The organism is Leptotrichia sp. SK-5 (assembly GCF_055387215.1).
Genome location: NZ_AP028931.1, coordinates 2,227,754 through 2,249,869, shown reverse-complemented (window position 1 = coordinate 2,249,869; position 22,116 = coordinate 2,227,754). Strand labels below are relative to the sequence as shown.

Here is a 22,116-nt window from a genome sequence, read left to right as displayed (position 1 = left end):
AAAATGAAAAAAGTATTATCAATTGTTGGTATATTACTTGCTACGGCAGGATTTTTATACTCAGGAATACAAATTTTTGGAACAACTGGAAAATTTATGGAACATAATGGTTTAGAGTCAAATATAAAAAAATTAACTGAAGAAAAAAATAAAAAAACAGAACAACTTGCGGAGCTTACTAAAAAAAATACAGATATGAAAGCTCAATATGAAAAACTTAAAGCTGATAAAAAAATAAAAACAGTTTATTTAACATTTGATGATGGGCCTTCAGCACATACTGATCAAATACTTGAAATTTTGAAAAAAAATAATATAAAGGCAACATTCTTTGTAATTGGAATTGGAAAAAATTACAATGATTATAAAAAAATAATTGACCATGGACATGTACTTGGATTACATACTTATTCGCATGAATATAAAGAAGTTTATGCAAATGAAGAAAGTTTCTTTAAAGATCTTTATAAAATAAGAGATGCTGTAAAATCAACGACTGGGTTAGATGTAAAAATTACAAGATTTCCTGGTGGGTCAAGTAATGCAAAAGCCTCTAAAGCTCTAAAAACAGCTATAATTAATAGAATGACAAAAGAAGGGTATGTATATTTTGACTGGAACTGTGATTCAACAGATGCTTCTGGAAATAATGTTCCTGTAGAAAAATTGGTTAAATATGGTGTGTGCACAACTCATCCTGATATAAATCTCCTAATGCATGATACAAATGCTAAGAAAACTACTGTTCAAGCATTACAGCAAATTATTGATGGATATAGAAAAGCAGGATATACATTTGAAACTTTAGATGTAAATAGTCCAAAAATTCAGCATATGAAACAGCCTGAACTGAAATAACTAAGTAAAAAATAAGTAATTAAACATTAAAAATATGATATAATGTAGAAGTTGTTTAAATTTGGGAAAATTAATTTTTTAAATATTAGACATCATAAAAAAATTTTATTGTATTAAAGGAGAAAAATTAATGAAAAAAATAGTTACTATAATTGCAGGTTTGGCAATATCACTATCACTAATGGCAGAAACAAATACAAATAGTAATATAATTTACATAAAAAATGAAATGATAAAAGCTGTTGATAGTGGAACGGACTTATATGTTGCAAAAGCAAAGACAACTTCTACGAAAGAAAAAACATCTAATTCAGGAAGCTCACAAAGTGGAATAGCTTCATATTATGGTAAAGGGCTGCACGGAAGTAAAACAGCAAATGGAGAAAGACATAATAGAAATGAAATGGTAGCGGCACACAGATCTCTTCCATTTGGTACAAAGGTAAAAGTTACAAATTTGAGTAATGGAAAAGAAGTTGTTGTAAGAATTAATGATAGAGGTCCTTTTGTTAAGGGACGTGTGATTGATTTGAGTTATGGAGCTTTTTCAAAAATAGAAAATCCTGGAAAAGGGATTACAAAAGTAAAACTTGATGTTTTAAAATAATTACTTATTATTTAAAGTTTTTTATAAAATTCTAAATTAAAAAGAAAAGAAGGAAAGGTGGAAAATACAGTGTTAAGCGGTAAAATTGCATTAATTACAGGTGGTTCAAGAGGAATTGGAAAGGAAATCGCACTAAAATTTGCTGAAAATGGAGCGACAGTAATTTCTGGAGATTTAATAGATCCTGATTATAGCCATGCAAATGTTTCACATGTAAAATTGAATGTTACAGATAGAGAAAATATAAAAGAAATCGCAAACGAAATTAAAGAAAAATACGGAAGATTAGATATTCTTGTAAATAATGCAGGAATTACAAGAGATTCTTTGCTTCAAAGAATGAAGGAAGCAGACTGGGATTTAGTAATTGATATTAACTTAAAAGGTGTTTACAATGTGATGCAAGGTTTTGTTTCTTTATTATTAAAGAGTAAAGCCTCAAGTGTAATAAATATGGCTTCTGTTGTAGGAGTTGATGGAAATGCCGGACAAACTAACTATGCAGCTACAAAAGGTGGAGTAATCGCTATGGCAAAAACTTGGGCAAAAGAGTTTGGTAGAAAAAATCTTAGATCAAATGCAATTGCACCAGGATTCATCGAAACAAATATGACTCATGTATTACCTGAAAAAGTTGTAGAAACTGTGCTTGCAAATACTCCGCTTAGAAAAATGGGAGATGCTGAAGATGTTGCAAATGCTGCATTGTATTTAGCAAGTGACATGTCTAAATTTGTTACAGGGCAAGTTTTAAGAGTTGATGGAGGATTGAATTTATAATTCAATAAATTTATTTAAAAATGTCAAAAAATAAAAAATTCTATGCTTATTTCATTATAGATACAAATGAAAATGGAATACTTGAAAACTGGGCAGATTGTCAAAAAAAAGTAAGCGGTAAAAAAGTTCGTTATAAATCATTTAAAAATTTTTCTGAAGCACAAGAATGGCTAAATTCCGGAGCAAATTATGAAAAAAAAGAGAAAAGTAATTTGACGAAACTGTATTCTGAGCTAGAGCGTGATGCAATTTATTTTGATGCAGGAACAGGGCGTGGTAACGGTGTGGAAGTTAGATTAACTGATTTTGATGGTAATTCACTGCTTTACAAAATTATGAATGAAAAAAATATTAATGAATTTGGAAATTATTATGTTGCTAATACCAGGACAAATAACTTTGGTGAATTAGTTGGAATTTATACTGCTTTTGTCTATGCTAAGAAATACGATACAAAGGTAATTTGTGGGGATAGTTCACTAATTATTGAATATTGGTCAAAGGGACGATATAATAGTTCTAATTTGGAAAATGACACAATTGAACTTATAAAAAAAGTAACTTTAATGAGAAATGAATTTGAAAAAAAAGGTGGAACTGTAAAAAAAATCTCTGGAGATGTTAATCCTGCTGATTTAGGTTTTCACAAATAATACTAAAATAGAAGGAGGATTTTTATGAAAAAAATATTATTAGTAGTAATAATGTTGATAACGTCTGTTATTGGATTGTCTAAAACTAAAATTACAGACAAAACTCTTAAAGGCGAATATACAAGAGGAACAAATACATTTACGTATATAAAAGATAATCTGGTTTTTCCCAATAAAGTTCTTACTTTCACAGTAAAAGATAACTCTGGGTTATTGGATAAAATTTATGAGTTTATGATGAAAAATTACGGTGTAGATGATTCAGATCTTGTTACTTTAGATGTTAAAGGCACAGTGTCTAAAGATGGTGTTTTGACAATAAAAAAAATAGTTAATTATCAAATCCCTGAATATAAATTACATGCAGCAGATTTTGGTATTACACCATCAAGTACAAACACGCCTCAAGAAGATTCAGGAATAACTAATGATTCTTCAAATTTAAATACCCCTGGTTCTTTCTTTAATCAAGAAACTGGAAATTAATTTCTCAAGAATTACAAATAATTTTAAAAACAAGGGACGTTTTGTCTCTTGTTTATTTCTTTAGTTATTAAAAAACAAAATCTTGGAAAATATAAATAAAGTATTTGGATTTAATAAAGAATATGAATTAAATTTTTATCTGTTTACATAATTTTCCGTACTTGCAATTATTATTAAAATATGCTATAATCAAAATGATAAAAATTTATATAAAAAAATAAAAAAATAAAAATAATGGAGGAAAAATTAAAATGGCAAAAGCTAAATTTGAGAGAAGCAAACCACACGTAAACGTAGGAACAATAGGTCACGTTGACCACGGGAAAACAACAACAACAGCAGCAATTTCAAAAGTATTGGCTGAAAAAGGGCTAGCTGAAAAAGTTGATTTTGAAAACATTGACCAAGCGCCTGAAGAAAGAGAAAGAGGGATTACAATCAACACAGCTCACATTGAGTATGAAACAGAAAAAAGACACTATGCCCACGTTGACTGTCCAGGGCATGCGGACTACGTAAAAAACATGATTACAGGAGCAGCTCAAATGGATGGTGCTATCTTAGTAGTATCAGCAGCTGACGGTCCTATGCCTCAAACAAGAGAGCATATCCTACTTGCAAGACAGGTTGGAGTACCTTACATCGTAGTTTACTTGAACAAAGTTGACATGGTAGATGACGAAGAATTATTAGAACTAGTAGAAATGGAAGTAAGAGAATTACTTACAGAATACGGATTCCCTGGAGATGATGTACCAGTAATCAAAGGGTCTTCATTAGGAGCATTAAATGGAGAAGCTCAATGGGTAGACAGAATCATGGAATTAATGGATGCAGTTGATGACTACATTCCAACACCAGAAAGACCAGTAGACCAAGCATTCCTAATGCCGATTGAAGACGTGTTCACAATAACAGGAAGAGGAACAGTTGTAACAGGAAGAGTAGAAAGAGGAGTAATCAATGTTGGTGAAGAAGTAGAAATCGTAGGAATCAAGCCAACAACAAAAACTACTGTAACAGGAGTAGAAATGTTCAGAAAATTATTGGATTCAGGACAAGCTGGAGACAACATTGGAGCATTGTTAAGAGGAACTAAGAAAGAAGAAGTGGAAAGAGGACAAGTACTTGCAAAACCAGGAACAATCAATCCACATACAGGATTCAAGTCAGAAGTATACGTATTGACAAAAGATGAAGGAGGAAGACATACACCATTCTTCACAGGATACAAACCACAATTCTACTTCAGAACGACTGACATTACAGGAGAAGTAAACTTGCCAGAAGGTGTAGAAATGGTAATGCCTGGAGACAACATTGAAATGACAGTTGAACTAATTCACCCAATCGCAATGGAAGAAGGATTAAGATTTGCGATAAGAGAAGGTGGAAGAACAGTAGCTTCAGGAGTAGTAGCAACTATTACTAAATAGTTTTCTGTAAGGAACTTTCTTAAAGATAAAAATAAAAATAATTATTTAAAATTTTTGATAATTTATTTGAAAATTAAAATAGTTATAAGTAAAATATAATCAAATAGCACTTGGTAAATAAAAAGTTTTTTATAAATTTATCATAGTGCTATTGTTTTTTTTGAGATTATAGGGTATACTTAACATAGAATTAATTATATGATGAAATTTTGAAATTAATTATAAAATTTCATATTAATAACTTATATATCTTACATTCAAAAATTTTTTATTACAAAAGTATGACTTTAAATTTAAAAAGCATGATTATATCAATTTTTTTATTTACTAAAATTCAGGTTTTTATCTTTAGTTTTATTGTAAATAAATACAGTTTCATATTTTATTTTAAAGTGCTTTTTATAGTATATAAATAACTTTTTAAAAATTGATTTTAGTTTCTTTATTAAATATTGTTTTACTTTACAAATGCACTTTTTTAAAAATGTTGTGAGATAATACATATGTGACAAGAATATACAAAAAAAGAAAGGTTTCTGATATTAATGTAAATCTACCAAACCACATTAAGGAGAAACCTTTCATATGAGTAGTATATCAGAAATATACCGTGTTCGTCAACGGGCAATTGAGTATGCAATAAAACATAATAATAATTCAAAGGCAGCAGTGAAGTATAAGACATCACGTCAGCAGATAAAACGTTGGAGAGACAGATACGACGGCACAGTCCAATCTCTTCTACCAAAAAGCAGAAGACCTAAAAGCCACCCAAACCAGCACACGCAAGAAGAAATAGAACTGGTTATGAAAAAATACAGGAAATTTGGCTATGAAGGGCTGGCAGAAGTTTATGTCAAAGCAAGAAATGAAGGCTACGGCCGTACATACGATTCAATGTGCAAGATAATAAGGAAAATGAAGGGTAATGCCAAAGAAAAGCTTAAAAAGCTACATAAAAGAAAAAAGAAGGTTGAACAGGCTAAGTACCCTGGGGAAAGAGTACAGATAGACATAAAATATGTTCCGGAAGAATGCATACAGTTTGGTACACGTGACCAGAAGTATTATCAAATAACGGCATTAGATGAATATACAAGAAAAAGAGTGTTAAGAATAGCAGATGAAAAAAGTACCTATCAGACTGCAAAGTTTCTAGAGAACTTGGAAAAGGAGCTGGGATTTGACATAAAGAAAGTTCAGACAGACAACGGGAAAGAGTTCACAAATTCTGAAAGTGATAAGAAAACACTGTTTGAGCTGAAACTGGAGGAGAAGGGGATAGAGTACGTGACAACCCGTCCATATTCGCCATGGGAGAATGGAAAAGTGGAAAGAAGCCACAGGCTTGACAGCAAGTACTATGGGGACAAGAAATTTAAAAGCAAGGAAGAACTGTTAAGGGCAATAAGGAAATACAATACAAGATACAACAACATATCAAGAAAAGTACTAGGCTTTAAGAGTCCAAATGAAGTATTAAAAGAGTACAAGGAAAATCAGTAGGTTAAAGATATATTAGGAAAGAAATATTTTTTTTAATATATTTTTGTAACAAATGTTTGACATCTATACACTTTACAAATGCACTTTTTTAAAAAAAACTTTACAAATTCATATTATTATGCTAAAATTAACTGTGAATTGTTAAGATATATATTTGTTAAAATTATTTTTAGGAGGAAAAACAATGAAAAAAGTATTAGGAGTATTAGCATTAGTATTAAGCGTATCTAGTCTAGCTTTAGCTGATCAAGACCAAGATACAGTAAAAGAAATCCATTTCTCTACAGAATTGAGACAAGGGTATACAGACAAAAAAGAAAATACAGGAAATGGATTAGGAATCGCAGGATTCAAAGGAGCAAATAAAGATAGAACTAGATGGAGAAATATCTTTGGTGGAGATTTACATTTAGTAGATGAAGGAGACTTAGGATTAAAATTTGAATTCCAAAATGATCAAGATAGATACAAAAATGATTTTGATTATGAAACTAAAACAGGTACAAAAGGAACTTATGACAAATCTCAAACTTGGGAAAATAATATTGAATTATATAGAGATATTACATTAGGTTCTTGGACTAATAAATGGACTTTAGGATGGAAAAATAAAAATACAAGTGGTACTGGTAGATACTCAGGACATAGAGGAACATCAAATGAAATTTATGTAGGACCATCATTTGGAATTAACTTCTTCGGACATAACTTTGATGCAACAACTCAATTAGTTTACTTCGATCAATCAGGAAACAAAAGTGCAGATAACGCATGGAGCGGAAATGATTTCACAAAAGGAAAAGTATCTGGATGGGGAATCAACTTTGCTTTAGAAAATAACGGACAAATTTTTGATAATGGAATCGGAACTTTAAACTATAACGTTGGTTTAACTAATAAATTAAGAGATGCAAAAGGTAAATTATCTGAAACAGGAAAAGATGCAAAATCTACTGTTTATTTAGACTATGTTGCAGGGTTAACATATAAAACTCCTGATTTAGCAGGATTCTATGGATTAATCAATGCTGAAAATGAATGGGAAAGACAAACTGCTAGACATGGATTCCAAAACAACTTCTCAGTATGGACTGGATTAGGATACAAAAAAGGTATTGATTTGCCAGTAGGAACATTGACTGTAAACCCTGAAGTTAAATACAGAGTTGTTAACAAAGAAACTGTTAAAGGTGTTTATAACGATGGACGTTACTTCAACAACGATAAATATACAAGAGAATATAATGAATTAAGAGCTGGATTAAAAGTTGGTTTAGAAGTTAAATAATAACAACTTAATATAATTTGATTCATAAAAAGGAAAGAGATGAAATATTTCATCTCTTTTTTGAATATTATTTAATTTTTATAAATTAAATTTTGTAACAAATTTTGTCCCTTTATTCAATTTACTCTCAACCTCAATACTTGCATTATGCTGCTCAATGATTTTTGCAACTAATGAAAGTCCTAGTCCAAAGCCCTTGTTTACTTTTTTGTTTCGGGAATCATTTACTTGGTAAAATCTTCCCCAAATAAGTTTTTTATCTTCATCAGATATTCCAATTCCATTATCTTCAATCTCCATAATGCAGTTTTCATTTTCTGAATACAATTTTACACTTATTTCATCCTTTGTAAATTTCATTGCATTATTAAGCAAATTGTCAAGCAGTCTTTCAATCATTACTTTATCAGCATTTATAAATATATTTTGTTCAATATCTTTTAAAATTTTTATATTTTTTTCACTTAGTAAATTTTTGTAGTCCTCCAATATTTTTTGTACTGTTTCTGAAAAATTCATTTTTTGTAAATCAATCGTTGTCTGCTTTTCTATTTTGGAAAGTTCCATTATTTGATTTATTAATTCTGACATTCTTTTGGCTTGACGCTGAATTACAGAAAAAGAGTCCTTTGCCTCTTCTAAAGTATCTGCATATTCCAAAGAATACTGGCTTTCTGTAAGTATAACGCTAACAGGTGTCCGAAGTTCATGTGAAACGTCTGAACTAAATTGTTTTTCACGTATGTAAGAATTTTCAAGTGAATTTAGCATTTCATTAAAGGCGGTTGCCATCTTGTGAATTTCATCTTTTCCTTCGTCAATTTCAATTCTTTTTGAAAAATCGCCGTTTTTTTGAATTTCTGAGGCTGTATTGGAAATTTTTGATACAGGATTTAGGGCTTTTTTAATGATTTTATATCCTCCATAAATTATTATTAATAATAATAACGGACTTGAAATTAAAATTATTAAAAGCATTCTATTAACTTCATTTGTCAACTTATTTACTGGTATAATTCCCCTAATCCATTCACCTTCAGGGGTATCTATTTTTTTATCAAAATAATAGTATTTTCCTCCATTTTTTTCATAAGTTCTAACTGTGTTTTCTACAAGATTTAACGTCAAATCAAATCCCCTCGGCGACATTCCAGCCATTTCTATTCCAGCATTATTATATTTTACAAAATAAATCCCGTCATCAAAATCATCAAAATCGTTAGGATCAGAGGCCATCTCAACTACTGATTCCATAAGTTCCTTCTGGTTTAAGTCCCCTGTTATCTTGTCTGCAACAGTAAAAGATCCAGCTAGCATAATCGCTATCAAAATAACTATAAAAGCAGTATACCAGAGGGTTATCTTTACAGTTACAGGAAAATTTTCCCAGATTTTATTTACTTTGTCTTTCAAAACTCAATTATTCCTTTCTTTGTACAAATATACCTAATAATTACTTCTTTGGACTAATCCTCCTTTATAACATATCCAAGTCCTCTTTTTGTGTAAATTATTTGTTTTCCATCTTCTACGTCTATTTTTTTTCTAATATTTTTTATCAAAACGTCAATTATATTAGAATCTCCTTCATAATCAAAGTCCCACACATGCTCCTTAATCTGATCTCTGCTTAAAATCCGATTTTTGCTTTGCATAAGGTATTCTAGAACTTCATATTCCTTTCCTGTTAATTCTATCTGCTTTCCAGCTCTTGTTACTGATTTTTCTGAAATATCCAAAATCAAATCTCCTATCACAAGCTTATTTGAACTATTTCCATATTTTCTCCTCACAACTGCTCTAATTCTTGCCATAAGCTCATTAAAGTCAAATGGTTTTACAATATAGTCATCAGCTCCCAAATCAAGCCCTTTTACCTTATCATCTGCACTATCCCTTGCAGTAAGCATAAGAACCGAAGTGTGATTTCCCTTATCCCTAAGTTTTTTTATAACTTCAAATCCATCTACTTTTGGCATCATAATATCTAGAATTACTAAATCATATTCGCCATATTCCAGATAGTCAAGTGCTTCTTCCCCATCAAGTACGCTATCTACACTATATCCATTTTTTTTTAGATACCTTGTTACAACATTATTCAAATCTACTTCATCTTCTGCCAACAAAATTTTCATATTTAATTCTCTCCTGCATTATTTTTTAGCAAATGCTAAAATCCTAATTTTTTATTATTCTAATGTAAAAACTATAGCAATTTTACTATAATATATCATGAATTTAAAAAAATAAAAAGAGAGTAAACTGAAAATAATAAATTTTCAATCAACTCTCTGTAAGAATATTTTTTAATTTATTTTATTAATCTCTGTCTGCTTTCCATTTTACAATTGCACCAGTTACTGCGTCAATATCAAATTCATATTCCCATCCGTTATAATAAATTTCTCCTTCATAAACCATTCTTCCATTTTCTCTGTCCAAGTGGATTTCTTTCACATGGGAACTATTCGCTCCTGGCACTTTTTTCAATGCAATATTCATTGCCCTGTTTACTCCAATATAGCTGTTTGAAGAAACGTTTCTGTTATATTTGTGTTTACTTTTTGCGTTTACAGTTACTGATACTCCTAATACCATTATTCCTAATAATGCGATACTTAAAATTTTCTTTTTCATAATTTTTCTCCTTCTTTTTCATTTAATTTTATTTTTTGATTTAAAAATTTTTGCAAGATTTTTTATTTATATTATATTTTAATAATTTCTATTGTAATGCTTTACTTCAGTTCCAATAATTTCCCCTGTTGAAGCATCTATATCAAATTCATATTTTGAATTATTGTAAAAAATTTCGATTTCATAAACTGCTCTTCCGTGATCATAATCTAAGTCTATCTTTCCAAAATGGCTTTGATTCGCTCCTGGAACTTGTGCAAGTGCAATTGATTTTGCTTTTTCCATTGTTATAGTTTGCGAATTGTTCACATTTCTACTAATGTAAGCAGAATTATTTGAAACTCCGTCTACTTTCCATTTTACAATGTCACCAGTTACAGCATCAATATCAAATTCATACTCCTGTCCGTTATAATAAATTTCTCCTTCATAAACCATTCTTCCATTTTCTCTGTCCAAGTGGATTTTTTTTACGTGGGAATTGCTTGCTCCTGGAACTTTTTTTAACGCAATGTTCATTGCTCTGTTTACTCCAATGTAGCTATTTGAAGCAATGTTTCTGTTGTATTTGTTTCTACTCTTTGCGTTTGCAGTTACTGATACTCCTAATACCATTATTCCTAATAATGTAATACTCAAGATTTTCTTTTTCATAATTTCTCCTTCATTTTTTATTTAACTTTAGTTTTTTGAATTAATAATTCTTAATTATAATGTTTTACTTCAGTTCCAATAATTTCTCCTGTTGAAGCGTCTATATCAAATTCGTATTTTGAATTATTGTAAAAAATTTCGATCTCATAAACTGTTCTTCCGTGATCGTGATCCAAATCTATTTCTCCAAAATGGCTTTCATTTGCTCCTGGCACTTGTGCAAGTGCAATTGATTTTGCTTTTTCCATTGTTACATTTTGTGAACTGCCTACATTGTTGTTAATATAAACTGCATCGTTTGGAACTCTGTTTCTATTTCTATATTTTCTGCTTGCTCCATAAGCAATACCAAGTATTCCTAATAATGCCATTCCAAAAATTACAACTTTTACAGCTTTATTTTTCATTTTTCTCTCTCCTTCAGTATTCATTTGCTTTCTGTCTTTCCCTCTTATCTTGAATACATTATAGAACAGTTTCATGAATATAAAATGAATGGAAAAAAATTTTTGCAAAAAAAAAGGAACAGCCCTAATTTTTAATTAGAATTATTCCTTTTATTTGTATTATCCACTGTTACGAAGTCCTGTTGCAAGTCCGTTTATTGAAATGTGAATAGCTTTTCTCAGTTCTTCTGAATCGTCTCCAGCTCTTGAACGTTTTATTAATTCAATTTGTAAATAATTCATCGAGTCAAAATATGGCAGACGATTTCTTAGACTGCTCACTAACTCTGGATTATCTGCCAGTAAAACATCGTTTCCTGTAATTTTTTTCAAGATATCAATTGTTAAAACCCACTCTTTTTCTATTTCCTTAAAAATTTTCTGTGCGGTTTCCTGATTGCTTGCTAGTTTTACATATTCAGCAAAAATTGACAAATCTGTTTTTGATAGAACCATGTCAACATTTGAAATTGTTGAACGGAAAAATGGCCATTCCTTGTACATTTTCTGCAAAATTTCCAATTTTTTATCATCATTGTCAATCCATTTTGTAAATGCTGTTCCTACACCGTACCATCCCGGAAGCATTATTCTTGCTTGCGACCATGAGAACACCCATGGGATTGCTCTTAGGCTGTCTAGTGATTGTGTTTTTTTACGTGAAGACGGTCTTGAGCCAATATTTAACCCTGCAATAAAGTTTATTGGCGTAACTTCAAAGAAAAAGTCTGAAAATCCGTCTGTATTGTAAACTAAGTCACGGTAGGCATAATAACTTAATTCTGAAACATTTTCTATTATTTTTTCATATTCTTCCCAGTCTGCATCTTCCTCTGTCAATGCACTTGATTCAAGAGCGGCCGAAACCAATGCTTCCAGATTTTTTAATCCTAAATCAGGATTTCCGTATTTTGCACCGATTACTTCTCCCTGTTCTGTAAGCCTTATTGTTCCGTCTGTACTTCCTTCAGGCTGTGCTAAAATAGCTTCGTAACTTGGACCGCCACCACGTCCTACTGTTCCTCCACGTCCATGAAAGAATGAAATTTCCACGTCAAATTCCCGCCCGATTGCAGTCAGTTCTTTTTGCGCCTTGTATAAAGACCAGCTTGAACTTAAATATCCACCATCTTTGTTGCTGTCTGAATATCCTAGCATAACTTCCTGTTTTCGCCCTTTTTTATCCATCCATTTTTTCACTAGCGGCAAATTAAACCATTTTCTCAAAATATCAGGAGCCGCAATTAAATCTTCCACTGTTTCAAAAAGCGGAACAATCTGTAAATCACAAAATTCGTTTCCTTCATTTCCTTTTGCAAGATTGGCTTCTTTTAGTAAAATAGCTATCTCTAGCATATCTGAAACGCTTGTTGCATGAGAAATCAGATTTTTTTCAATAATTTTACTTCCAAAACGTTCTCTCAAAGATTTTGCCTTTCTGTAAATTGCAAGTTCTGAGGCCAGTATTTCGCTTTGTGGAATTGTCGGATCACTTAAAATTCTAGGGTCATGTTCCAATTCCCGCAGTAAAATTTCACATCTTGCGTCTTCTGACAGGCTCAAGTAATCTCCTAGAATGTTTGCATTTTTCAAAAGTTCTGCAACACATACTTCATGAACGCTGGAATCCTGCCTTAAATCAATTGTCGCAAGGTGGAATCCAAATATTTTTGTGGCACTGATTAAATTGTTTAATTTTCCTTGTGTTAAAAATTCGCTGTTGTTCTTTTTAAGAGATTCTGCCACGATTATCAAATCGTTTGTAAATTCATTAGCTGACTTGTAAGGAAGATCAATTCCATTTTTTCTTTTTGGCGGTAATAAGTCACGATTGTAATCACATAATTTGTAGGCTGTTGCAAGCAGTCTATCTGTTATTGTTGTCAATGCACGACGATATGGCTCGTGTGTTCGATGCGGCGAAACTTCTCCCGAAGCTTCTGCCAAGTTTTGCAGTTCTTCAGTCACATTTGTCATTGAAATAGACATTGATAAATCTCTGTAAATTTCACGAACTTCATCCAGATAATGCTGGAATAATTTTATAGCCTGCTCTTGCGCCGACTGCTCTAGTGTATTTACTGTAACATAAGGATTTCCATCCCGATCTCCACCAATCCACATTCCCATAGTAAGAGGAAGCAGAGCTTGAGATTTCACTTCAGAATTTCCCAATGTTTTTGAAATTTCCTGAAATTTATTCATAAGCCTTGGAATTTCATTAAAAAATGTAATGTTGTAATAACTTAGAGCATTGCTTATTTCATCTGCTACACGTAATTTGGTAGCCCGTAACATTGCAGTTTGCCACCAGATTTGAATACCACGGCTTAGGTCGTTAAGCCATTCATTTTCATCAATTTGATGGGATTTTACATTTTCATATTTATCAAGAATATCAGTTAATTTTTTTGTCAAATCCAAAATACTTTTTCTTTGAACTTGTGTCGGGTGTGCTGTTAAGACTGGCACAATTGAGACTTTTTCCATAGCCTTCAATATTTTATCCTGACTGATTCCCTTTTTTTTCAAATTTTTTAGTGATTTTTCAAGAGATCCAATCTGCAGTTTGTTAGAAATCTTTGCATATCGCTGTTCATGAGTCTGGTACACATCTTCAGCAATATTTGCAAGTGCCGAAAAAATCGAAAAACCTCTTATTACACGCAAAATTTCCGCATCAGTAAGATCCGAACAAAAAGACGACAAATTTTTTCTAGCTTCCTGTTTTTGCGTCTTATAGTATTTTCTTGAAGCTTCTTTCAATTTTTCAGTAACCTCATAAATATGTAAACCCGCATATCTAAAAATCGTTTCACCTAGAAGAGTTGCAAAAAGTTCATTATGAACAAGCAAATCCTCCTGATGCTTATCAAGTTTCACTAACGGTAAAGGAGTTATCGGTAAATTTTTTAAATCCATTTATTTCACACTCTCTTTCTTTTTTAACATTTATATATTTATCATTTATTCTCCAAATTTTTTTAAATATTTCATCTGTTAAATTATACCATAAAAAAGGCTTAGATTAAATAGCGATTTCAAATTATTACAAAATGTGATATAATTTTAACAAAATAAGACAAGGCAAGGGGGAATAATCGCCATCCCCCTTGCATCCCGGCTTGTCTAAGTATTTTTTTTGAAATATTTCCAAATTTTATTTGGAAAAGTAGTCTAAACATTTATTATTTGAATAAACCTGAATTACTACGAAATTGAAACTCGCTTTTTAACAAAGGTTATTAAAATTCCTTAAACCAATTATAGTCTAAAAATTTTGAAAAAGCTCAGACAGTTAATTTCATTTCAAAAGAATTACGACGTTTTTAGTTTGATTATAATAATTAATTTGATTAAAATAAATGTCAAAAAATTAAAAAATTATTATAAATTTCAGAGATTTTAATTTTTCAGTAAAAGACAACTTGTTTGAGCTTTTCTAATGTACTTAAATTAATAATAACTTTATGAGATGAAAATAGCTTTTGTTAAAAGCGAGTTTTGTCTTTTGCTGTAAAATTGAAATTCGAGAAGCCGGAGTGCAGAGGTATGGCGACTGATACCTCTGCTTAAAATAAACTTTAATATAAATAAAAAAGAAAAAATTATATAGTATTTTATTGAAAAACTACAAGGATAAGATTTAAAAATAGGAAAGAAAGAAAAGAGGAAAAAATGGAAAAAAATTATGATGTATTGGAATTCTATAAGATAATTAACGAACTTATTGATTTATCAAGATTGGAGAAGACGAAAGAAAAGTTTCTGGATATTGATATTATAAAGGAAAAATCGGTTTTGGATAAAGAACTTATGCTTATGATGGAGATGATTGACTTTTATAAGTATGACGATGGATTGGAACTTGCGGGGCTTGCGGATATTACTAGAATGATGAATTCCATTGATATTATTGGTTCTTATTTGAGTGCTGAGGATTTGGCAGTTCTGAAAAAAAATTTGACGATTTTTAGAATTTCTAAAAGCAGGGCTAAGAATGTTAGGGATAAATATAGAACGATTTGGAATCTGTTTAGCGATATTGAGGAAGTTAAGGATATTGAGAACTTTATTTCAGAAGCGATTAATGATGAAGGGGTATTAAAGGACGAGGCTTCAATTGGACTTCGTGATGTGAGAAGGCAGAAGCAGAATATTAATGCTAATATAAAAGAGAAATTTGATGAGCTTATTTCCAATAAAAGTACCCAAAATGCTATTCAGGAAAGAATAATAACTCAGAGAAATGATAGATACGTAATTGCTGTAAAGACTGATTTTAAAGGGCTTATAAAAGGAATTGAACACGATAGGTCTGCAACAGGAAGTACAGTTTACATTGAGCCTTTAAATGTTGTTTCATTAAATAATAAATTACGTGAATATGAGGCTCGTGAGCGTGAGGAAATTAGAAAAATACTGCTTAGACTTACAGAACTTGTAAAAACGAAAAAGGAAGAAATTCTGGAAATTAAGGAAATTTTGGAAAGACTGGACTTTATTGATGCAAAAACAACTTATTCAGTTAATAAAAAATGTATTGTTCCAAAAATTATTAATAAAGAATATTTGAAACTGGTTGAAGCGAGACATCCACTAATTGATGAAAATACAGTTGTGCCGATTAATTTTGAACTTGGGAATCCTGAAAATATAATGCTTATTACAGGGCCTAATACTGGAGGGAAGACAGTAACATTGAAAGTGGCTGGCCTTCTTACAATTATGGCTTTATCTGGTATTCCAATTCCTGCAAATGAAAAAACTGAAATTGGATATTTTCACAATGTACTGGCTGACATTGGGGACGAACAAAGTCTTGAGCAAAACTTATCATCATTTTCAGGGCATGTAAGCAAAATAAAAGATATAATTGAAAATGCAAACAGTAAATCACTTGTATTAATGGATGAATTGGGAAGTGGAACTGATCCAATGGAAGGGGCCGCTTTTGCAATGGCAATCATTGATTACTTAAACAAAAAACACGTAACTTCAATAATCACAACCCATTACAGCGAAGTAAAAGCCTATGCCTTTAACACAACAGGAATTAAAAGTGCCTCAATGGAATTTAACGTAGAAACTTTATCTCCAACGTACAGACTGCTGGAAGGAATACCGGGAGAAAGTAACGCTCTTATAATTGCAAGAAAATACGGAATTAGTGAAGAAGTGATTGAAAATGCGAAAAGCTACATAAGTGAAGATAATCAGCGTGTCGAAGAAATGCTAAAATCAATAAAGGAAAAAAATGATGAGCTGGAAACAATGCAGGCACAATTAGAAGCAACAAGAACTGAACTTGACAAGCAAAAGAGCATTTATGAGCAAAATATGATAAAACTTGAAAATGAAAAAAATGAAATTATAAAACGTGCCTACGAGGAAGCTGACAATTACTTGAAAAACATGCAGGCAAAAGCTAAAAACCTAATTGACAAAATTAACAGCGAGGAATCTAAAAAAGAAGATGCCAAAAACGCTCAAAGAAGCCTGAATATGCTACGTGAATCATTTATTACGGATAAAAAGAAAAATGTAAAGGAAAAGAAAGTCGTTACTCAAAACATAGATTTTTCGGTTGGGGAAGAAGTGCTTGTAAAAACGATGAACCAAAATGGAAAAATTTTGAAAATAATGCCAAACAATCGTATTCAAGTACAAACTGGAATATTAAAGCTAGTTGTATCAACTGACGACATTGTAAAAATTCAAAAGAAAAAAACAAACAAATTCAAAAACTTCGCCTCATTAAAACGAACTTCCCAAGTACGAGGAGAAATCGACTTACGTGGAATGAATGCCGACGAAGCAATCGCAGAACTAGAAACATACATGGACAGAGCAATGCTAACAGGCTACCACGAAATCTACATAATTCACGGAAAAGGAACAATGGTTCTAAGAAAAAAAATCCACGAATACCTAAGAACTTCAAAATATGTAACAGAATTTAAAGATGCCAATCAGAATGAAGGTGGGATTGGGTGTACGGTGGTTATTTTGAAGTAGGACATTTGATTTAAAGGAGAATGAAAATTTATGAAAATCAAAAATCTTCATATAAAAGAATTTAAAGGATTGAGAGATATATCTATAAATTTTGAAAAAAATGATGAGCCGTTAGATTTAGTAGTTTTAGCAGGTTCAAATGGAAGTGGAAAAACTAGAATATTAGAAAGTATTTTAAGATATTTTCAAGATCATCTTAATTATAAACAGAATAATATTGAAGCAGGAATATTTTATGAAGAAAAAGAAAAAAATTGTATAAGTAATGTTCGAGATTTTTTTTACGGATTAGAATCTTTTAGTTATTGTGAAGCTAATGATCCATTACGTGAAAAACATATTGAAATAAAAAATAAATTAGATATTTTACCTAAAGTAATTTATGTTCCAACAGAAATAAATTTTCAAAAAATGAATACAGCTTCGACTACTTTAGTTCAAGAATATAAATTTATTAATATTGTGAATACAAATTTAATAAAAGATATTCCGTCTTACATAGCTACAAAAATGATTTCAGCAATGCTTAAAAATAAAAATGAAAAAGTTGGAGATGTACAAAAAAAAGTTTTTAATGAAATAAATGAAATATTTGAAATTTTAGATATAGATGTAAAAGTTGAAGATATTTCGCAAGATGGTAAAAATATGCCGATTTTCACAAATTCAACAGGCGATAAATTTGATATAAATGAATTATCTTCTGGGGAAAAGCAGTTATTTTTACGAACATTAGCGATAAAAATGCTAAATCCTGAAAATTCTATTATTTTGATTGACGAGCCAGAACTTTCATTGCATCCTAAGTGGCAACAGAGAATCGTTGATGTTTATAGAAAAATCGGAAAAAACAATCAGATTATTATTGCGACACATTCGCCACATATTTTGGGGAGTGTGAGAAAAGAAAATATTATGTTGCTGGATAAGGATAATGAAGGGAAAATTGTGGTTAGGACTGGGGATGAGTTGTATAATTCTTATGGACAGCCGACAGAGAGAATATTAGAAGATATAATGGGGCTTAAAACAACTAGGAATCAGGAAATATTTGATAAATTGGAAAAAATTAGAGAAATGGTTAATGAGGATAAGTATGAAACTGATGATTTTAAAAAAGAGTATGGTGATTTAAAGGAAATATTGGGGACAATGGATGAGGACGTTATGCTTATAGATATGGAAATTCAAATCAGAAGGAAAGGATTGAAGAATGTTAAAAATAAATAAAACTTCAGAGCCAAACTTTTTGAAAGAATTTAAGAAAAAAGAAAAACCAAAAAATTGGAAAGATTTTGATTTTGGAATAAAAAAAGAATTAAAAAATTATATGTTGGAAAATGAACAGAAAATCGGAAATAATAGTTATTGTCCTTATTGTGAAAGAAAAATAATTGCAAGTAAAAATAGTCAGATAGAACATATTAAACCTAAAGATAGATTTCCAGAATTATTTTCAAACTATGAAAATTTTATTACAGGTTGTCTTAATATTGAGAGTTGTGGTTCAAAGAAAGGTAATAAATGGAGTGAGTTATTTGTAAATCCAGTAATTTATGAACCAAGCAAATATTTTTCATATAATAGAATGACAGGAGAGATAATCCCTAAAAAAGATATTACTGATATAGATTTACAAAAAGCAAATTATACAATTGAAATTTTAAATCTGAATGATGATAAAAGATTGCTTAAAGGAAGAAAAAGTGTAATAAAAATTTTACAAAAATATCAAAAGATATATAAAGATGAGAAAATATTAAAAGAAATATCTGAGGATTTAGACTTTCCAACATTGAGAAATTTTTTAATTGAGAGTTTTAAATAATGTAAAAATCGAGGTTTAATTATGGGAAAAGTAACTATAATATTTTTATTATTTGGAACATTACTTTTTTCAGAAAATTATCCAAAAGAAAAAATAATACGAATTATCGAAAAAAATGAAAAATATGAATGTGTTCCTGATAAAAAAGTAAGGAAAATTGGATGGGAATTAAATGGACAGTCTTTTATTGGGCATTTGCATGAGAATGGGGAACGATATGGGGAGTTTAGGGAAATAGATGACGATACTCTTAGAGAATGCTATTTAGAAGATGGGTACATTAATTATTATAAAAATCGATATTTTTATAAGGAAAATAAAAAAATATCGTTAATTGTCAGTTATGGTGAGAAAAAAGATAACATTCAGTTAATATTAAAAAATGCAAAAGATATAAGGAAAGTATATTTTTTTGAGCGAAAAGGCAAGAAATATAAAAGGAAAAATTTGATAATGACATTTGATCCAGCTATTATTTTTTATCCTAGTGGTTTAATAAAAGAAAAATTGGAATAACTAAAATTAAATGAACCAAAATAAATTAAAAGTTTTCAAAAGCAGGGAGAATAAAAAATGAAACTTTACAACACAATGACAAATAAAATTGAAGAATTTAAGACAATAGAAGAAAATAAGGTGAAAATGTATGTTTGTGGGCCTACTGTCTATAATTACATACATTTGGGGAATGCACGTCCAATTGTGGTTTTTGATACGTTGGCACGGTATTTTAAGCATAAGGGGATGGAAGTTGAGTTTGTACAGAATTTTACGGATGTGGATGATAAGATTATAAATAAGTCTATGGAAGAAGGAACTTCTGCGAGTGAGGTTTCAGAAAAATATATAAAATATTTTTCTGAGGATATCAGCAAGCTGAATATTCTTGAGAGTGTGAAAAGACCTAAGGTTACTGAGAATATGGCGGAAATTATTGAGATTATTCAAAAATTAATTGATAATGGGTTTGCTTATGAGAAAGACGGGGATGTCTATTTTGAGGTAAAAAAATATAAGGATTATGGGAAATTGTCAAATCAGAAAATTGAGGAGCTGGAACTTGGGGCTAGGATTGATGTTTCTGATATTAAGAAAAATCCAGTAGACTTTGCGCTTTGGAAGAAAAAGAAAGATGGAGAACCGTTTTGGGAATCGCCTTGGGGACAGGGACGTCCTGGATGGCATATAGAATGTAGTGCGATGGCAAAAAAATATCTAGGGGATGCATTTGATATTCACGGCGGTGGACAGGATTTAGTTTTCCCACATCATGAAAATGAGATTGCCCAAAGCAAGTGTGCTTATCATGGAAACTTTGCAAATTATTGGCTTCACAACGGATTTATTCAAATAAATGGCGACAAGATGTCAAAATCACTAGGAAATTTCTTTTTGCTTCGTGAAATACTTGAAAAATTTTCTGGGAATGTAGTAAGACTTTTTATTCTAAGTACGCATTACAGAAAACCAATTAACTTTTCATTCGAGAATATGGAGGATACAAAAAAAGCCTTGCAAAATATTGTAAAATCAATGAATAAATTTGAGAATATTGTTGAAAAATATAAAAATGAAAAAATAGAAAATGTTAAAAATTCAGAATTTTCTCAAAAAATTGATGAATTTGATAAAAAATTTGAAGAGGCGATGGATGAGGATATGAACACGCCACAGGCACTAGCAACTATTTTTGATCAGATTAGGGAAACAAATAAATTTATTTCTACAAACGAAAATGAGTTTTCCACAATTTATTATGAAATAAAAAAATCTTATGATTCTTTGAAGGCAAAATTAGAAAATGTGTTCGGAATAGCGATTGAAGCAGAAAATGCTGTGAAGGAGGAAGAAGGGGAAAATATGGAATTGACAAAAAAATTAATTGAATTACTGATAAAATTGCGAAGTGAGGCAAGAAGCGAGAAAAATTTCAAATTATCTGATGAAATTCGGGATGAATTGAAGGTACTTGGAGTAGAAATTAAGGATAATAAGGATGGAAGTACAGATTATAATTTTTAAATGTTATAGATTTTAAAATAAGATGGAGATGAAATAATGGCAAGTATAATAAATGCAATAATAAATTTGATAAATAATCCAATAACTGAGATAAAAGAATATTATACAAGTAAAAATAAAATAAATAGTGTAGGAGATGCTTTAGAAATGTATATAAAGGATTTATTTTCAGATGCTTTTAATTTAAGTGATGAAGAAAAATTAGAAAAATATGATAAAATTTTTTCTTATACTGGAAACAAAAATAATCCACCAGATATCATCTTAAAAAATGGAGATGCTATTGAAGTAAAAAAAATTGAAAGTAGAAATTCATCATTGGCTTTAAATAGTTCGTATCCGAAAGCGAAATTATATTCGAATAGTTCTATGATAACAGAAGCATGTAGAAATTGTGAAAAATGGGAAGAAAAAGATATTATCTATGTAGTAGGGAGTTGTGAAAATAATAAATTAAATTCTCTTATATTTGTATACGGAGAAGACTATGCTGCAGAGAATAAAATATATGAAAAAATAAAAAGTAAAATAAAATCAGGAATTAATGCAATAGATTGCTTAGAATTTGCAGAAACAAACGAAATAGGAAGAGTAAACAGGGTAGATCCTTTAGGAATAACATATTTTAGAATAAGAGGTATGTGGGGAATTGAAAATCCACTAAAAGTATTTGATTATGTATATAAAATAGATGATGAGAAAGAGTTTAACTTAATGTGTGTTATAAATGATGAAAAGTGGGAAAAATTTAGTAAAGTAGAAATAGAAAAACTCAAAACATTAGTAAATTTAACAAAAAATTCTCAAATAAAGAATGTAAAAATAAAAAATCCAAATAATCCATGTAAGTTAAAAAATGCAAAATTGATTACTTTTAAAATATAGGGGGAAAGT

20 protein-coding genes are annotated in these 22,116 nt (G+C 30.3%); 14 read left to right on the top strand and 6 right to left on the bottom strand.

Annotated elements, in window-relative coordinates:
• Window positions 1–3: 3 nt before the first annotated feature.
• The 8 genes from ACZ5B9_RS11045 (at window position 4) to ACZ5B9_RS11010 (ending at window position 7,614) form a co-directional block, all read left to right on the top strand.
• The gene (locus tag ACZ5B9_RS11045) at window positions 4–858 is read left to right on the top strand and encodes a polysaccharide deacetylase family protein (protein WP_464422632.1); all 855 of its coding nucleotides are present in this window, start codon (window positions 4–6) and stop codon (window positions 856–858) included.
• A gap of 130 nt (window positions 859–988) precedes the next feature.
• Window positions 989–1,465: a septal ring lytic transglycosylase RlpA family protein gene (locus ACZ5B9_RS11040; RefSeq protein WP_464422631.1), complete on the top strand. Its 477-nt coding sequence runs from the start codon at window positions 989–991 to the stop codon at window positions 1,463–1,465.
• Between the two features lie 69 nt (window positions 1,466–1,534).
• On the top strand, window positions 1,535–2,245 hold the full coding sequence (fabG, locus tag ACZ5B9_RS11035) for a 3-oxoacyl-ACP reductase FabG (RefSeq protein WP_374125496.1): 711 nt from the start codon (window positions 1,535–1,537) through the stop codon (window positions 2,243–2,245).
• 20 nt (window positions 2,246–2,265) lie between these two features.
• Window positions 2,266–2,898, top strand: a complete 633-nt coding sequence (locus ACZ5B9_RS11030; RefSeq protein WP_464422630.1) for an RNase H1/viroplasmin domain-containing protein — start codon at window positions 2,266–2,268, stop codon at window positions 2,896–2,898.
• 24 nt (window positions 2,899–2,922) lie between these two features.
• Window positions 2,923–3,384 carry a hypothetical protein gene (locus ACZ5B9_RS11025; RefSeq protein WP_464422629.1) on the top strand — a complete coding sequence of 154 codons (462 nt, stop codon included), beginning with the start codon at window positions 2,923–2,925 and terminating at the stop codon, window positions 3,382–3,384.
• A 251-nt stretch (window positions 3,385–3,635) separates the two neighbouring features.
• Window positions 3,636–4,820: an elongation factor Tu gene (tuf, locus tag ACZ5B9_RS11020; protein ID WP_026745237.1), complete on the top strand. Its 1,185-nt coding sequence runs from the start codon at window positions 3,636–3,638 to the stop codon at window positions 4,818–4,820.
• A 585-nt stretch (window positions 4,821–5,405) separates the two neighbouring features.
• Window positions 5,406–6,326 (top strand): DDE-type integrase/transposase/recombinase, encoded by a 921-nt coding sequence (locus ACZ5B9_RS11015; RefSeq protein ID WP_464422627.1) that lies wholly within the window; start codon window positions 5,406–5,408, stop codon window positions 6,324–6,326.
• Window positions 6,327–6,510: 184 nt separating this feature from the next.
• Window positions 6,511–7,614, top strand: coding sequence for a hypothetical protein (locus ACZ5B9_RS11010; protein WP_147006123.1), 1,104 nt, complete (start codon window positions 6,511–6,513; stop codon window positions 7,612–7,614).
• 78 nt (window positions 7,615–7,692) lie between these two features.
• On the opposite strand, the gene ACZ5B9_RS11005 is transcribed toward ACZ5B9_RS11010, so the two are convergent.
• The 6 genes from ACZ5B9_RS11005 to ppc all read right to left on the bottom strand — a co-directional run bounded on the left by ACZ5B9_RS11005 (window position 7,693) and on the right by ppc (window position 14,276).
• Window positions 7,693–9,027 (bottom strand): HAMP domain-containing sensor histidine kinase, encoded by a 1,335-nt coding sequence (locus ACZ5B9_RS11005; RefSeq protein ID WP_455036081.1) that lies wholly within the window; start codon window positions 9,025–9,027, stop codon window positions 7,693–7,695.
• Window positions 9,028–9,080: 53 nt separating this feature from the next.
• Window positions 9,081–9,752, bottom strand: a complete 672-nt coding sequence (locus ACZ5B9_RS11000) for a response regulator transcription factor (RefSeq protein ID WP_464422626.1) — start codon at window positions 9,750–9,752, stop codon at window positions 9,081–9,083.
• A 184-nt stretch (window positions 9,753–9,936) separates the two neighbouring features.
• On the bottom strand, window positions 9,937–10,254 hold the full coding sequence (locus ACZ5B9_RS10995; RefSeq protein ID WP_464422625.1) for a PepSY domain-containing protein: 318 nt from the start codon (window positions 10,252–10,254) through the stop codon (window positions 9,937–9,939).
• Window positions 10,255–10,332: 78 nt separating this feature from the next.
• Window positions 10,333–10,908: a PepSY domain-containing protein gene (locus tag ACZ5B9_RS10990; protein ID WP_464422624.1), complete on the bottom strand. Its 576-nt coding sequence runs from the start codon at window positions 10,906–10,908 to the stop codon at window positions 10,333–10,335.
• A 50-nt stretch (window positions 10,909–10,958) separates the two neighbouring features.
• The gene (locus ACZ5B9_RS10985; RefSeq protein WP_464422622.1) at window positions 10,959–11,315 is read right to left on the bottom strand and encodes a PepSY domain-containing protein; all 357 of its coding nucleotides are present in this window, start codon (window positions 11,313–11,315) and stop codon (window positions 10,959–10,961) included.
• A 159-nt stretch (window positions 11,316–11,474) separates the two neighbouring features.
• Window positions 11,475–14,276: a phosphoenolpyruvate carboxylase gene (gene ppc / locus ACZ5B9_RS10980; RefSeq protein WP_464422621.1), complete on the bottom strand. Its 2,802-nt coding sequence runs from the start codon at window positions 14,274–14,276 to the stop codon at window positions 11,475–11,477.
• Between the two features lie 756 nt (window positions 14,277–15,032).
• On the opposite strand from ppc, the gene ACZ5B9_RS10975 reads away from it, so the two are divergent.
• The 6 genes from ACZ5B9_RS10975 to ACZ5B9_RS10950 are packed head-to-tail and all read left to right on the top strand — an operon-like array spanning window position 15,033 to window position 22,107.
• Window positions 15,033–17,372: an endonuclease MutS2 gene (locus ACZ5B9_RS10975; protein ID WP_464422619.1), complete on the top strand. Its 2,340-nt coding sequence runs from the start codon at window positions 15,033–15,035 to the stop codon at window positions 17,370–17,372.
• A 30-nt stretch (window positions 17,373–17,402) separates the two neighbouring features.
• Complete coding sequence (locus ACZ5B9_RS10970) at window positions 17,403–18,602, top strand: AAA family ATPase (RefSeq protein ID WP_464422617.1); 1,200 nt, start codon at window positions 17,403–17,405, stop codon at window positions 18,600–18,602.
• Complete coding sequence (locus ACZ5B9_RS10965; RefSeq protein WP_464422615.1) at window positions 18,586–19,200, top strand: retron system putative HNH endonuclease; 615 nt, start codon at window positions 18,586–18,588, stop codon at window positions 19,198–19,200. Before ACZ5B9_RS10970 ends, ACZ5B9_RS10965 begins: the two co-directional genes overlap by 17 nt.
• A gap of 21 nt (window positions 19,201–19,221) precedes the next feature.
• The gene (locus ACZ5B9_RS10960) at window positions 19,222–19,716 is read left to right on the top strand and encodes a hypothetical protein (protein WP_464422614.1); all 495 of its coding nucleotides are present in this window, start codon (window positions 19,222–19,224) and stop codon (window positions 19,714–19,716) included.
• A 57-nt stretch (window positions 19,717–19,773) separates the two neighbouring features.
• Window positions 19,774–21,222: a cysteine--tRNA ligase gene (gene cysS, locus ACZ5B9_RS10955; protein WP_464422613.1), complete on the top strand. Its 1,449-nt coding sequence runs from the start codon at window positions 19,774–19,776 to the stop codon at window positions 21,220–21,222.
• A 36-nt stretch (window positions 21,223–21,258) separates the two neighbouring features.
• The gene (locus ACZ5B9_RS10950; protein WP_464422612.1) at window positions 21,259–22,107 is read left to right on the top strand and encodes an NgoPII family restriction endonuclease; all 849 of its coding nucleotides are present in this window, start codon (window positions 21,259–21,261) and stop codon (window positions 22,105–22,107) included.
• The last annotated feature ends 9 nt before the right edge of the window (window positions 22,108–22,116 follow it).

Bases quoted from the DNA above. Each gene is read 5' to 3' on its own strand.
- ACZ5B9_RS10995 (WP_464422625.1), bottom strand. From the start codon at position 10,254: ATGAAAAAGAAAATTTTAAGTATCGCATTATTAGGAATAATGGTATTA.
- ACZ5B9_RS10970 (WP_464422617.1), top strand. From the start codon at position 17,403: ATGAAAATCAAAAATCTTCATATAAAAGAATTTAAAGGATTGAGAGAT.
- ACZ5B9_RS11015 (WP_464422627.1), top strand. From the start codon at position 5,406: ATGAGTAGTATATCAGAAATATACCGTGTTCGTCAACGGGCAATTGAG.
- ACZ5B9_RS10960 (WP_464422614.1), top strand. From the start codon at position 19,222: ATGGGAAAAGTAACTATAATATTTTTATTATTTGGAACATTACTTTTT.
- cysS (WP_464422613.1), top strand. From the start codon at position 19,774: ATGAAACTTTACAACACAATGACAAATAAAATTGAAGAATTTAAGACA.
- ACZ5B9_RS10985 (WP_464422622.1), bottom strand. From the start codon at position 11,315: ATGAAAAATAAAGCTGTAAAAGTTGTAATTTTTGGAATGGCATTATTA.
- ACZ5B9_RS11040 (WP_464422631.1), top strand. From the start codon at position 989: ATGAAAAAAATAGTTACTATAATTGCAGGTTTGGCAATATCACTATCA.
- ACZ5B9_RS11030 (WP_464422630.1), top strand. From the start codon at position 2,266: ATGTCAAAAAATAAAAAATTCTATGCTTATTTCATTATAGATACAAAT.
- tuf (WP_026745237.1), top strand. From the start codon at position 3,636: ATGGCAAAAGCTAAATTTGAGAGAAGCAAACCACACGTAAACGTAGGA.
- ACZ5B9_RS11000 (WP_464422626.1), bottom strand. From the start codon at position 9,752: ATGAAAATTTTGTTGGCAGAAGATGAAGTAGATTTGAATAATGTTGTA.
- ACZ5B9_RS10975 (WP_464422619.1), top strand. From the start codon at position 15,033: ATGGAAAAAAATTATGATGTATTGGAATTCTATAAGATAATTAACGAA.
- ppc (WP_464422621.1), bottom strand. From the start codon at position 14,276: ATGGATTTAAAAAATTTACCGATAACTCCTTTACCGTTAGTGAAACTT.
- ACZ5B9_RS10990 (WP_464422624.1), bottom strand. From the start codon at position 10,908: ATGAAAAAGAAAATCTTGAGTATTACATTATTAGGAATAATGGTATTA.
- ACZ5B9_RS11025 (WP_464422629.1), top strand. From the start codon at position 2,923: ATGAAAAAAATATTATTAGTAGTAATAATGTTGATAACGTCTGTTATT.
- ACZ5B9_RS11045 (WP_464422632.1), top strand. From the start codon at position 4: ATGAAAAAAGTATTATCAATTGTTGGTATATTACTTGCTACGGCAGGA.
- ACZ5B9_RS10950 (WP_464422612.1), top strand. From the start codon at position 21,259: ATGGCAAGTATAATAAATGCAATAATAAATTTGATAAATAATCCAATA.
- ACZ5B9_RS10965 (WP_464422615.1), top strand. From the start codon at position 18,586: ATGTTAAAAATAAATAAAACTTCAGAGCCAAACTTTTTGAAAGAATTT.
- ACZ5B9_RS11010 (WP_147006123.1), top strand. From the start codon at position 6,511: ATGAAAAAAGTATTAGGAGTATTAGCATTAGTATTAAGCGTATCTAGT.